Source organism: Nocardia abscessus NBRC 100374, assembly GCF_000308455.1.
GTDB classification, from domain to species: domain Bacteria; phylum Actinomycetota; class Actinomycetes; order Mycobacteriales; family Mycobacteriaceae; genus Nocardia; species Nocardia abscessus.
Window position 1 is genome coordinate 1 of sequence record NZ_BAFP01000248.1, and the last position, 13055, is coordinate 13055.

A 13055-nucleotide genomic window follows, 5' to 3' on the forward strand; every position below is an offset into this window, starting at 1 on the left:
TTAGGCACCGACCGGCGCCGACTGTTCCTTTACCGGCCGCGGGATCAGCACTCCCGCCACCACGGCGCCGACCGCGATGAGGGCGGCGCCCAGCAGCAGCGCCATGGAATAGCCGTCGCTGAGCGCCTGCGGCGACCTGTCGTCCCCGGTCACGGCGGCGGCGACCGTCGTCAGCGCGGCCAGACCGATCGCACCACCGAGTTGCCGGGAGCTGTTCAGCAAGCCGGATGCCATCCCCGCCTCCGCGGCCGGAACTCCCTGCATCGCCACCGCACCCATCACGACGAAGCTGGCCCCGATCCCGATACTCGCCACCATGGAGGGGCCGAGCAGGTCGGCAGCGAACGAACCGCCGGGCCCGGCCAAGCCGAACCATGCGATGCCGAGCGCGCCGAGCAACCCACCGGTCACCAAGGCGGCGCGCTCGCCGAAACGACGTACGATCGGCCCGACCGTAAACATGCCGACCATCGCTCCGAGGGCGAACGGAACGAACGCGATGCCGGCTACCGCGGGCGAGTAATCCAGCACGTTCTGCATGTGCAACGAGAGGAAATAGAACGCGGCCAGCTGTCCCGCGGTAATCATGAAGCCGAAGACGTTGGCGCCCAGCACACTTCCGTGGGAGAACAAACCCAGTCGCATCAGCGGCTCGGTCACGCGGGTTTCCACCACCACGAACCAGGCCAGGAGGATCGCGGCTACGGCGAAAGTGCCCACCGTGGCACCGGAAGTCCATCCCTGCTCGTCCGTCCGCACCACCCCGAGGATCAGCAGGATCATTCCCGCGGTGACCAGCAGCGCTCCGAGGGCATCGAGCCGAGGGCGCTCATCCCCTCTGGCTCCACCGATTCCGGTCACCGCGGTGACCACGGCAGCGGCGACAATCGGAATATTGATGAGGAAAACCCACCGCCAATCCGCGAAGTCGGTGAGCACGCCGCTGGCCACGACACCGAGCGTGCCACCGAGCATGGTCGACGCACCCCACAGCCCCATCGCCTTGGTTCGCGCACGGCCCTCCTCGAAGGACACGGAAATCAGTGCCAGAGACAGTGGCGACAGCGCCGCGGCACCCAATCCTTGCAGCGCCCGCGCGACGATGAGCAGCGTCGGATCCTGAGCGAGCCCGCCCAGCAGGCTGGCGGCCCCGAACACCCCGAGACCGATGAGCATCGTGTTGCGGCGGCCTATCACATCGCCCAGCCGTCCGCCGAGCAGCAGGAAACCGCCGAACACCACGATATAGGCGTTCACCACCCACTGTAGTGCGGTTGCCGACATCCCGAACTCGGATTGGATCGCCGGCAGCGCGACGTTCACCACGGACAAATCGAGCGAAACCATGAACTGGACGATCACGACCGTGGCCAGCACCGCGGTCGGTCTGTTGAGCTGAGTCATCTACCTCTCCAGCCGAAATTCGAAATCTGCCGCAAAATATCTACGTCCCACCGTCTTCCGTTGAGCCGTAACCTGATTCACGGTACGGGCCGATGTGCCGACCTCGGCGGCCGCACGCCCGGAAGCAGCTGTATCCACCGAAGGTGCCGGTAGTACACCTTCGGCCGGTGGCAGCTTACTATTGAAAATCATTTTCAGCCATGCTCAACTGGGACCATGGTCGGGGAGTATGTGACACCCCCTGGAATGCTCCGCTGGACGCGACAGCGTGAGTTGATCGTGTCCACGCTCGACGCACAGAGGGGATTCACCACAGTGCAGGAGTTGCACGCCCAACTGCGCCGAGAGGGGCATCGCGTCGGCATTTCCACCGTCTACCGCACACTGGGCGAACTCGAACGGGCACAGCGGCTGGACGTCGTGCGCCAGGAGACCGGCGAGCGGCGGTATCAGCTTCGCCGGTCGCCGCGCCACCGACACCACCTGATCTGCCGGGAGTGCGGCGGGAGCGCCGTTCTGGACGCCGATGTCGTCGAAGAATGGATCGACGAGCTGCCCCAGATCACCGGGTTCACCGACATCAGGCACACTCTCGAGCTCAACGGCGTGTGCACTCGGTGCCTTGCCTCGCGGCACGAACGCGAGTGCTGACAGTCGAGCGCCGAACCCGCCTGCATCGTGCGCGACGAAGTCACAGCCACGAGTCGAATGTCGTGGTCAGGAAGTGCTCCAGGTCGGCATGCCACGGCGCGGGCAGCGTTTCGGTGGGTGCGATGGTGGCGTACCGGCCGCGGTAGAACAACAGCGGCCGACCGGAGTCGGCGGGTTCAGACAGCGCCAGCACCCGGCCGACGACGATGAAATGATCGCCGCCGTCGACGACGCTCGCCACCGAACATTGAATGGCCGCGAGCGCGCTGGTGAGCACAGGCAGCTCCAGTTCCGAGGTGTACCAGTCTGTTCCGGAGAACTTGTCGTCCTCGCGGGACCCGAAGCGGGCGCTCACCTGCTGCTGTCCCTCGGCGAGTACGTTCACGCAGAACTTCCCCGCCCGTTCGATCCCAGCCCACGTGCGCGAACCCTTGGCTGGACAGAACAGCACCAGCGGCGGTTCCAGGGACAGCGCGGCAAATGACTGGCAGGCAAATCCCACCGGGCCACCGTGCCCGCTACCGGTGATCACAGTGACGCCGGTGCAGAACTGCCCCAGCGCATTCCGGAACCCTCGCGGGTCGATCTCGGGCAGACCGTCGGACGCGCACGCGTGGGCCCCCTCGGACACCGCTTTCTGATCGTGACCCACGCGATGGCCACCGAACGCCGGAACGTCGGCAACGGCGGTCGGCAAACGATCGGGACCGCCGCTATCTGCGGAGGGCAAGGCACGGACACCCCGGAACGACGACATAGCAGACCCTTCCACCGATACCGAACCCCCGAGCATAATGATAACCTTTTTCAATAAGCACGGCCGCACGACGGTAATGTCACGAAACAGGAGATGTGCATGGACGACTTCTACTCGCCGGTCGCCGAGTTCTACGACCTTGTTCCCCGCGCCCACGCGGAGGGTGAAGCCGCCCTGCGGAAGATATTGGCCGACGTCGATCCGAGCGCGGGCCCGGTGGTCGACATCGGGGCGGGCACCGGGCGTACCTGCCGTATCATCGCCGAAGTCCTTCCGTCGGCGAAAATCCTTGCCTGCGAGCCCGCGCCGGCCATGCGTGCGGTCTTGATCCACGATGTGATCGCCGACGAGGACCTCCGGCGCCGGGTCACCATCGTGCCGGAATCGGCGGAATCGGTCGTACTGCCCGACTCGATCTCGGCGCTGGTACTTTTCGGCGTGCTCGGTCATATCGCACTGGAAGACCGACGGGCACTGTGGGATCGAATCCTGCCCCGGCTGGCACCGGGTGCGCCGGTGCTGGTGGAACTCCTGCCGGTCAACCGCCCCACGGCGCTGCCCAAGATGGAGCTGGCACGCGAACAGATCGGCGACCTGGTCTACGAGGGCTCGCTCGAGGCCGAGCCGATCGGCGGCGATCTGATTCGGATGACCTCGACGTGGCGGATCAGTGGCGATGCGGCTCCCACCAGGGTGGTGCAGAATGTCAGCGAGTGGCATACCTTCGGCATCGATGATCTGGCCGAGGAAACCGGGCTGGTCGGCGAACAGATCACCGCACAGGCCGGTGTTCTGCGAGCACCACGCAGCTGAGCACCGGTGGATGTGCCCGCGGTCCATACCGCGGGCACATCCACCGGTGTTTTCACGCGTTTTCGTCGATGCGTACGGTGATTCCACCACTCGGATGCATTCCGATCAGCCCCTCGGGACGCACATCCGTCGTCAGTAGTTCACCGTCGATGCGTCGAGCAATGGCGACGAAGGCCGCTTTAACCGCCATTATGGCGAAGTTGGCGCCGATGCAGCGGTGCGGACCGACCCCGAACGGCAGAAACTCGTACGGCGCCGCACGGTGATAATGCCCGGAACTCGGGTCCCATCTGCGGGGGTCGAATCGCTCCGGCTCCGGCCATATCGAGGGCAGCCGGTGGGTGTGGAATGGGCTGAAGATCAACAGATCTCCGGGGCGGAACCGCTGCCCGGCCAGGGTGAACTCGGTGGCGACCTTGCGCGAGATGATGGCCGTCGCGGGGTACAGCCGCATGGTTTCGGACACGAGATGGTCGAGGCCGATCGGGTCAGCGGCCGACACCGGCTCGCCGGCCGTCGGCTGCGCGGCGATCGCAGCTTTGATGTCCGTCCATAGCACGCGATCCCGCAGCGTGCAGTAGAGCATCCAGGACAGTTGCGCCGCAGTCGTTTCGGCTCCCGCCTCGAGCAGGCTGACCAGTTGATCGGTGATCTCGTCGTCGGTCAGCCGGGTCCCGTCGACGCCGCGGAGCAGCACGCCGAGTACATCGTTACCCGGCTCGGTCTGCTCGCCGCGCCGCTCGATCTCCGCGACGACCCAGCGGTGTACCGAGGAGCGCGCGAGCAGTGCCCGGCGCCAGACGGGTGAGCCCGAGCCGCGTTCGATGGTGCCGCCGAGCACATCGGTGTCGATAGCGCGGTGGATGTCGTGCAGCCAGTCGTCCAAACCTTCGGAACGTTCCATGGCGGCAACGCCGAACAAGCTCTCCAGCGTGGCCAGGCGCAGCGCCCGGCGCAGTGGGACGTATACGTCGACGACGTCACCCGGGGCCCACCCCGCCATGGCAGTCTCGATGTGGCGGGTGACCGTCTCGAGGTGATCGGTGACCCGGCGGGCGGTAAAGGCCGGTGTGACCAGCCGGCGCAGGTGGCGATGACGTTCACCGTCATTCACCAGCAGAGCGGCGGACCCGGTCAGCGGGGCCAGCGCAGCGAAAGCTTGTTCCCAGCTGAACAGGTGACTGTTCGCGAGGATGTACTCGCATGCCTCGGTACCGAGCGTGAGCCAGAAGCGCATCGGGCCCGTGCCGAGCTGGGAAATCGCTCCGTTCTCCCGGTACAGCCGCTGCATCGCGGCATTCGGATCGGACGAGAATGCCTGCAGGTCCGATAATTCGTGGGGCGGATCCGGTGCAGTCACGGGAGGTCACCGGCCCGGGTGGGCTGGGCGGCGAGCAACTCCGGCAGTGGCACCGGCGCGGGCGACGGTGGCCGAATCAGCTCGGGTTGACCGAGAATGGTCGTGAGTCGTTGCCAGATGGCGGTGACGGTCAACGCCCACTGCGCGGCGCCGATGGATCGGCGCGGGTCGGCGGTATCGGCCCGCAACTGTGCCAGTGCGACACGGACGCTCTGCGGCCAGAGCTCGTCGAAGACGGTGCGGAACGTCGGGGCGGCCGCCGAATCCAGCGGCTCGGTGCTCGGCACCGCCAGCCGTTCGGTGCCTGGCCCGGCCATGAGTAAACGCCCGGTGTCGTCGCGGTCGGTGTGCAGCCGCGGACTCCACAGCACCGGACCATGGGTGTCGGCCAGGGTCAGCACCCCGCTCTCGAAGGCAATCGCCAGCCGGTGCAGTAGGAGCGCGTGATTGTCCGGGTCGGCGGGATGGATCTGGTTCTGCACCCGCAATGACACCGGAACACCCCCGATCACTGCCGTCAGGTGGGTGTAGGGCATCGGCGGATCGGCCAGTGCGGCCAGCTCCGGCGGTATGGGCGCAGGGTCGCCGATCGCCCAGGGCCGAAGCCGGCCGACAGCTCGGCCGATGATGTCGAGCAGCGAATAGACCACTTGGCTACCGGCCGCGGCGTCCACATGCAACGGTTGCTGCCGCTCCCGAAGGACCTGGGCCGCATGCAAGAACAGCTGTACCGGCCGCAGGTGCGGATAGAACGAGTTGAGCCGGTAGCAGACCCCGTGTTCGCGGGCGGTCCGTAGACAGTCGGTGAGTTCATCGGGGTGCAACAGATGTTCCTGCAGCACATGAATGCCGCGGGTCAGCAGGCTCTGCGCCAGCTTCGCGCCGTCACCGCCCGCGGCGCCGGCGCGCACGGCGACACAGGCGATGTCGACATCGCTGGGCAGCTGCTCGACGCCGACGTAATGCGGTACCCCATAGGATTTCGCGTACCCGAGCGAGGCGGCGCTGCCGCGCGAGACGACGCCCGCGAGCTCGACGGTCGGGTCTTCGTGCACCGCTCGCAGGTACACCCGGCCGAACGATGTGCCGCACACCACGACTTTCGGTACCGCGGGTAACGGGGGCGAATCGTTCACAGGCTACCTATCTCCATCGGCTCGTCATGGGCATGACGGTGGGTCTGCCACACGGGAAGTGCCCCGAGGCCGGCCACTCCCTCGAGCAGACCGCGAGGGTCGAGGACATCGTCGGCGTAGTGCAGGCCCGGGGGTACGGTTCCGGACAGCACGGCATCTACCGCGCATGCGGCGGTGGCGGCGGTGAGTTCGAAGCTGCTCGGGGTGCGCAGCACGGCGGTATCGGTGCGACCCGGGCGGGATACCGTGAACGCCATCAGGTAGAACGGGTCCAGTCCGGCGAGATCGAGTTCGGCCGCCGCGCGGATCTCCTCCACGATCGGCGTCAATGCTGCGGCGTCGCCGGGCACGCGACCCCGTAGCCGGGTGAGCGTCAGCCGTAGCGCATTGCCTACGAAGACGTTGTACCAGTGCAGATCATCGAGTCCGGCCGAACGGGCCAGCCGTTCGGCGTCGGCGGTGAGGAACGGCATCGTGGTCACCCGGCCGGGGAACCCGGCGATCTCGACGTCCTCGCTCACCGGCAGGGCATTGCGCCGACGGCGACCGCCCGACCACGCGGCCAGGGTTTCGCCGTACCAGTGGCCATCGGCGGTGTTGTCGGAGCTGTCGAGCGAGAGGGCGAGATCCCCCGCCGACGCCGACGCGAACGGCTCGATACCGCCCGCGTAGACGACCAGCCGGGCCCCGGTGAGATCGTCGGCCAGCACCCGGGGGACGACATTGGCCAGGCCGGGCAGCATACCGGCGGACAACACTGCGGTCCGACCGGCGGCCAGCTGCGGGGCCCCCTCGAGCAGCCGATAGGTGGGCCCGTCGCCGGAGACGTCGACATAGTCGCTGCCTGCCGACAGCGCGGCGCGTGCGGCCCGGTCCAGCAGTAGGTAGGACGGTCCCGCGCAGTTGAGCACGAGCCTGGTTCCCGCGCAGAATTCCGCCAGCGAGTCCGGGTCGTCGGCATCCACCCGGCACCGTTGGGCATCGGGTGGCAGTGCGGCGAGTTCTACGGAGGCCATATTTCGCGCACCGACCCGTAGCTCGCCGATGCCGAGCCGGGTGAGCATCCGCACCGCCGCGCGCCCGACCACGCCCGTGGCGCCGAGCACGGCGACCCGGTTTCCCGGGCCGGTCACGGGCGCGTCTCGATGCCGGAGTCCGGAAGCGGCGCAGTGATCCGGTCGGCAAGAGCAGCGGCATGGGATGCGGCCATACTGCTGAGGTGGTCGCCGGGAATGTCCTCGATGACGAGGGCACCGAGCCCGATCCGCGACCAGAACCGGTCTACCTCCGTGCGCGTGCCCAGCAGCGTCGCGGACCCGCTGTTGCGCAGCACCCGTACCGGACCGAAATAGGGCTCCGCGCGGTGTGCGCCCATAGCTCGCAGGTTGTGCGCGAAAAGCTCGAATTGCCCGCGGAATTCGTCCAGCGAGAGCCCGCCGGAATGGTACGGGCCGGTGCCGGTAGCGGCGGCGTGCAGGGCGGCGACGCGATCGGCTCGCGGAACGGCCGCCAGTTCCCGGAATTTCACCGCGAGTGGCGCCGAGTCGCCGTCCAGCCCTGTCAGCGCGGCGGCGGGAACCTGATCAGGGGTGCGTTCGAGGATCGAGCGCAGTGCGGTCTCGAACGCTTCTGCATCGGCGGGGAATCCGACCGCGACCGGGTCGACGCCGATGGCCTGGGCGAAGATGTATTCGACCATCAGTTCGTCGTGTACGGCCGGCGGTTGATAGGAGCCGATTACCGTGAGCTCGTCCACCGTCGCCCCTGCCTCGGTGAGGGTGCGCGCGATCTCGGCGGCGAGCAGCCCGCCGACCGAGTATCCGATGATCCGGAAGCGGCGATCGTGTTCGACCAGCTCCGTAGCGTAATCGGCTGCTTGCCTGGTGATCACGGTTTCCGCCGGTAGATCCAGGTACCGTCCCGGGTCCGATACCTCGAGGCCGATCAGCGGCCCGGGGTGCGCTGCGCGCAGGTGCGGAAGCAACGCGTTGTAGGGCGTCAGCGTGCCGGTGCCACCGTGCACGAGCACCCAGGTGCCGCTGTCGTGTCCGGACTCACCACCCAGTGACCGCACCGCCGTCTGCCGATCCGTCGACGCCGCACTTGCGTCCGCACGATGCCGGCGGGCGGCGAGTGCGGCGACGGTGGGATTACGCAGCATATCGCGTAGCAGTTCCTGCCATTCGATATCGGCGACCTCGGGTACCCGCTCCCGCAGGCGGCCGACCATCTGCGACAGCAACAACGAATCACCGCCGAGGGCATAGAAGTTCTGGTCGCGGCCTACCCGCGGGACACCGAGCATTTCCTTCCACAGTTGCGCGATCCGCTGCTCGATTTCGTCGGCGGGCGGAACATAGGACGAGTCCGCGGCGCCGACCGGGGTCGCGGTGGCGCGCGCGGCCAAGGTCGCGCGGTCCAGTTTCCCGTTCGCCGAGCGCGGCAGCGCGTCGAGCAGGTTCATTTCGTCGGGCACCATGTGTTCGGGCAGCAGCGTCGAGACATGCTCGGTGAGCTGCTGTTCGGTCACTGTGCGCCGCTCGGCCTTGAAACGGGCGATAAAAACACCCTGGCCGGAGGCCGCCAGTGGATCGTCCTCGGCGGGCAGTACTCGGACGTGATCGGCACCCGCATCATCGAGTTGCCGCAACCATTGATCGCGGGTGAAGAACGCCTGTCCGGTGCCCGCTCGAACATCGGTGAAGGCGGTGAGCTCACTGAAGAACTCGAACTCCATCGACACCAATAGCGCGTAATTGTGCTGCCGGGTGGGTTCGAGGAACACCAGCCAGCCGCCCGGCGCGAGCAGATCACGCAGCCGAGCCAGCACCTCGTCGGCATTGCGGGAGTTGTGCAGCACATTCGCGCACAGGATGATATCGACCGAGTTGGGTCGCAACCCCTGCTCGAGGGCGTCGATATTGATATCGAAGCGCCCGTAGCGCACCCACGGATAGTCCGCGAACTTCTTGCGGGCCTCGCCGAGGAAGTACTCCGACACATCCGTGAAGTGGTAATCCGGCTCGAACTCGGCCAGCGCCGGGATCAGATCGGTGCTCGTACCCGCGATACCTGCGCCGACTTCGAGCATCCGCAACCGGTGCGGCGACTGCCGGGCGACCTCGCGCACGGTGTCGATCACGATGCGATGCGAACTGCGCGCCACCAGGTTGGTCCGATAGACGGCGTGCGCCGCTCCGGGCTTTCCTGCGGGGAACAGCAACTCCCGCACGTCGAGTTCGCCGCGCAACAGGTCGTCCAGCCGACTGCTGCAGGCACGGATATAGGACAGGGTCTCGCTGCCGTAGCCGACGATGTCTTCCAACTCGTCGATGCGCCGCCACGCCGCCTCCACTGCGCGCGGACCAGCAGCGATCAGGTCACTGTAGCGGTCGGTTTCCCGATCGCGCACCACCGCTCCCCCATCCGCGAGGGCGGCCAGCCATCGTTTCAGCAGGCCGTGCTGGCGCTCGGTTACTCCGGTGGCCTTGGCGATCTCGGTAAGGTCGTGCGAGCGCTCACGATCGTCGAACAGGCCATTCGCGCGCAGCTGGGCGGCGATCGACAACATGGCCATCTCATCGACTGCCTGCATCAGCGCGACGAACGATTCGCCGTCGATCTCCTGCTGCGCCGCGGTTGCGGCGGCCTCCGCACTGGCGAGCACAACGCTTGCGGCAGAGTCACCGAGACCCTGGTCGGCAGCTGCGTCGGTCGCGATCTCGGCGAAGGCGAGCAGCCGCGCGCCTGGGCCCTGCCCGTTGACCAGCACCGCGGCATCGGCCACGGCGGGATGGCGGCGCAGCGCCGACTCGACTTCACCCAGTTCGACTCGGTGGCCGCGGATCTTGACCTGGGTGTCTTCGCGCCCGAGGAATTCGAGCCGGCCATCCGGGTGGAAGCGGGCGAGGTCGCCGGTGCGGTACAGCCGAGCGCCGGTGCGCGGATGATGGATGAATCGCTGGGCGGTGAGCTGCTCGTCTCGCAAATACCCCTCGGCCAGGCCGGTACCGCCGATGTAGAGCTCGCCGGTGACGTTCTCGGGGCAATCCTGCAGCGCGTCGTCCAGCACATGCATGGTCTGGTTACGCAACGGGGTGCCGTAGGGGATGCTGCGCCACTCCGGGTCGATACGGCGCACTGGGTGGTGGATCGACCAGATGGCTGCCTCGGTGGCGCCGCCCAGGCCCACCACGGTCAGGTCCGGATGGTTCGCGCGCATTCGGTCGGGCAGGTCAAGCGGGATCCAGTCACCGGACAGCAGGACGAGCCGAAGCGAGTCGGCGCCGGGCCCGGACGTGGAGTCGAGGACATCCAGCAGCATCTGCAGCTGCCCGGGCACACTGTTCCAGAGGGTGACCGAATGCCGTTGCACCAGTTCCAGCCAATGCGACGGGTCGGTCGCCCGGGCCGGTTCCGGGAGCACCACGGCACCGCCGGCCGCGAGCACACCGAAGATGTCCCACACCGAGAGATCGAAAGCCAGGCTCGCCACGCCGAGTACCCGATCGCCGGGCACGAGCGCGAAACGCTCATTGATGTCGTCGACGGTGTTCGCCGCCGCCCGGTGTGTGATGACGACGCCCTTCGGTTCTCCGGTGGAACCGGAGGTGTAGATGACATACGCGGGGTCATCCGGCTCGCCGGTGATTTCGGACGCGATGTCGAGGCCCGGCAGCAGGTCGACGGCCACCGGCCGCGCGGTCGCGGGAACCTCGCCCGCGTCGCGCAGCCAGGACTGGGTGAGCACAACCTCGATACCGGCGCGGTCGATGATCCGCTCCCTGCGGGCCATCGGCTGGGTGACCTCGACCGGAACATAGGTAGCTCCGGCTATCAATGCCGCCAGCACGGCCACGACTTGTTCGGGCCCCTTCTCCATCAGGACGGCAACCCGGTCGCCGGGCTGTACACCGGTCTCTCGGAGGGCGGCAGCCGACGCGGCCGCGCGGCGCCGCAACTCGGCGAAGCTGAGCGCGTTGTCGCGGTGGAACACCGCGGGTGCTTCCGGATCGGTGTCGGCCCGATCCAGAATCCGCTGGTGCAGCAGCCGTGGCCGAACTGCGACGGCGGTGTCGTTGTAGGCGTCTCGGCGGCTGCGCTGCGCGGGCGGCAACGGGACCGGATACTGCTCGGTCCAGACCTCGGGGTCACCGGCCAACCGGGTGACGAGATCGACGAACGCGGCGAAGGCGTCGACAGCCGTATCGCCGGCCAGCACGTCGCGGCGCACGTCCCAGGCGATCATCAGTCCGTCGTCGTACGGGGTCACCTGGCAGTCGAGCCACACCTGCGGTGTGCGGGTTATTCCGCGCAGTATCCGGCCACGGTGTGCTCGCGCGCCGGTGTCTTCGGTGCCGAGAGTGCTGGTGAACACCACGGGCATGAGCACCGGGTTGCCCGCGCGGCGGGTGAGCTCACTGAGCACCTCCACACCGTCGAACAAACGATGATCGAGATCGGTGAACAACTGGGCGGTGATGCCGCGGGCACGTTCGACGAAGGTGTCCTTCTCGTCGAGGTCGACGCCGAGCAGGTTGACGGAGGTGAAATCGCCGAGCACCGCACCGATGTCCGCGTGTGCCGGGAGCCGGTTGAACACCGGCAGATTCAGAGTGAATCGCCGCTTCCTGCTCCAGCGCCCGATGACCTCGGCGTAGGCGGCGAGTACGGCGCCGGACGGCGTGAGGTCGTGCGGCGTCGCGTTGCGGGCCAAACCGGCCAGAACGGAGCCGGGCAGCCAGTGGTACAGCCGGTCGAAGCCAGGATCGGTGTTCGCGCCGGTGCCGTCGTCGGTCACCCGGGTGGGCAGCTCCGGCGCGGCGGGCAGGGTGTCGATCCGCTGCTGCCAGTATGTGCGATCGCGCTGGTACCGCGATCCGTTGCGCAGCTGTTGCACACCCAGGATGTAGTCGCGGAAGCCGATCTCCGGTACAGGCCGTAGCGTCGAATCGTCCCCGGCCGCGTGGACGAGTTCATCGAGTTCAGCCAGCAGTAGTTGCACGCTCGCGGCATCGACCACCAGCAGTTCCACCAACAGGTGCAGAATGCACGCGCTGTCGGTGCGGGTGATGCGCAGGGCGAACAACGGCCAGGTGTCCGTGGCGGTGGCAGGGCCCAGCATGTCGTCTCGTTGCCGGTCACGCACGGCATCGATATCGGCCGAGTCCGCGCCGCGAGCGTCCGTCACCGGGATCTGGTACCGCGGCACGGTCGCGGCGACCTGCTGGTAGCCGTCGCTGTGCACGGTGGCCCGGAGCATGTCGTGGCGGCGCACGAGTACGTTCCACGCTTGCTCCACGCTGTCGGGCTCCACACCGGCGTACGAGATCTCGAGGTAACTGGCGCAGGCCACGCCCCCGAAGGGATAGGTGGGGTCGCGTCCGATCAGGTAGGCCGACTGCACCGGGGTCAGCGGAAACGGCTCGTGCGCGGCGGCGGAATCGGCGGACACGTTGATCACCGTCTGGTCCTCGGCGAGATACTCCAGGACCGCAGGCTTGTACGCCACCAGCTGTTCCCGGTGTTCGGTGGTCAACACGCCCCGGGGGGCGCGGAACCGCAACTGCTCACCGTCGACCCACAGGTGAACTCCGCGCTGTCGCAGATCGGTTACCAGGTCGGGGACGTTCACAAAGCACCTTCTTCGAGGTCGATACCGGTTTGTGGTTGGTTCCGGATGAGTCCGGCGATGGTCGGGGTGGTGAAGATTTCGCGGAGGGTGACGGTGATGCCGAGTTCACGGTCGAGGCGGCTCACCAGGCGGGTGGCGGACAACGAATCGCCACCCGCACCGAAGAAACTCGTCTGCCGATCGGCCGGCGCGGTGCCGAGTAGCTCCTCCCATACCTGAGCTATCCGAGTTTCCAGCCCCGGACGTATCGGCTCTCCCCGCTCGGAAACGGCTGTGGTGGAGACTGATTCGGCTCTTTGC

9 protein-coding genes are annotated in these 13055 nt (G+C 67.3%); 2 read left to right on the forward strand and 7 right to left on the reverse strand.

Annotated elements, in window-relative coordinates; translation table 11 throughout:
• Positions 1 to 1404 (reverse strand): MFS transporter, encoded by a 1404-nt coding sequence (locus tag ON19_RS31335; RefSeq protein WP_051169472.1) that lies wholly within the window; start codon positions 1402 to 1404, stop codon positions 1 to 3.
• A 216-nt stretch (positions 1405 to 1620) separates the two neighbouring features.
• On the opposite strand from ON19_RS31335, the gene ON19_RS31340 reads away from it, so the two are divergent.
• On the forward strand, positions 1621 to 2055 hold the full coding sequence (locus ON19_RS31340) for a Fur family transcriptional regulator (RefSeq protein WP_051169473.1): 435 nt from the start codon (positions 1621 to 1623) through the stop codon (positions 2053 to 2055).
• A 40-nt stretch (positions 2056 to 2095) separates the two neighbouring features.
• On the opposite strand, the gene hsaB is transcribed toward ON19_RS31340, so the two are convergent.
• Positions 2096 to 2686, reverse strand: a complete 591-nt coding sequence (gene hsaB / locus ON19_RS31345; RefSeq protein ID WP_043701065.1) for a 3-hydroxy-9,10-secoandrosta-1,3,5(10)-triene-9,17-dione monooxygenase reductase subunit — start codon at positions 2684 to 2686, stop codon at positions 2096 to 2098.
• Positions 2687 to 2911: 225 nt separating this feature from the next.
• Between hsaB and ON19_RS31350 the strand changes: the two genes are divergently transcribed.
• Positions 2912 to 3625 carry a class I SAM-dependent methyltransferase gene (locus tag ON19_RS31350; RefSeq protein ID WP_043701051.1) on the forward strand — a complete coding sequence of 238 codons (714 nt, stop codon included), beginning with the start codon at positions 2912 to 2914 and terminating at the stop codon, positions 3623 to 3625.
• 52 nt (positions 3626 to 3677) lie between these two features.
• Here ON19_RS31350 and ON19_RS31355 read toward each other — a convergent pair whose 3' ends face one another.
• The 5 genes from ON19_RS31355 to ON19_RS40895 all read right to left on the reverse strand — a co-directional run.
• Positions 3678 to 4985, reverse strand: a complete 1308-nt coding sequence (locus tag ON19_RS31355) for a cytochrome P450 (RefSeq protein ID WP_051169474.1) — start codon at positions 4983 to 4985, stop codon at positions 3678 to 3680.
• Positions 4982 to 6121 carry a Gfo/Idh/MocA family oxidoreductase gene (locus tag ON19_RS31360; RefSeq protein WP_043701054.1) on the reverse strand — a complete coding sequence of 380 codons (1140 nt, stop codon included), beginning with the start codon at positions 6119 to 6121 and terminating at the stop codon, positions 4982 to 4984. The genes ON19_RS31355 and ON19_RS31360 overlap by 4 nt, the downstream gene beginning before the upstream one ends.
• Entirely contained in the window at positions 6118 to 7254 is a 1137-nt protein-coding gene (locus tag ON19_RS31365; protein ID WP_043701056.1) for a saccharopine dehydrogenase NADP-binding domain-containing protein, read from the reverse strand. The genes ON19_RS31360 and ON19_RS31365 overlap by 4 nt, the downstream gene beginning before the upstream one ends.
• Complete coding sequence (locus ON19_RS31370) at positions 7251 to 12755, reverse strand: non-ribosomal peptide synthetase (RefSeq protein WP_043701059.1); 5505 nt, start codon at positions 12753 to 12755, stop codon at positions 7251 to 7253. The genes ON19_RS31365 and ON19_RS31370 overlap by 4 nt, the downstream gene beginning before the upstream one ends.
• A partial coding sequence (locus ON19_RS40895; RefSeq protein ID WP_157229914.1) for a phosphopantetheine-binding protein occupies positions 12752 to 13055 on the reverse strand: 304 nt, incomplete at its 5' end. The genes ON19_RS31370 and ON19_RS40895, both read right to left, overlap by 4 nt.

Excerpts from the sequence above, each read along its gene's own strand:
- ON19_RS31335 (WP_051169472.1), bottom strand. The coding sequence starts at position 1,404 with ATGACTCAGCTCAACAGACCGACCGCGGTGCTGGCCACGGTCGTGATC.
- ON19_RS31340 (WP_051169473.1), top strand. The coding sequence starts at position 1,621 with ATGGTCGGGGAGTATGTGACACCCCCTGGAATGCTCCGCTGGACGCGA.
- ON19_RS31350 (WP_043701051.1), top strand. The coding sequence starts at position 2,912 with ATGGACGACTTCTACTCGCCGGTCGCCGAGTTCTACGACCTTGTTCCC.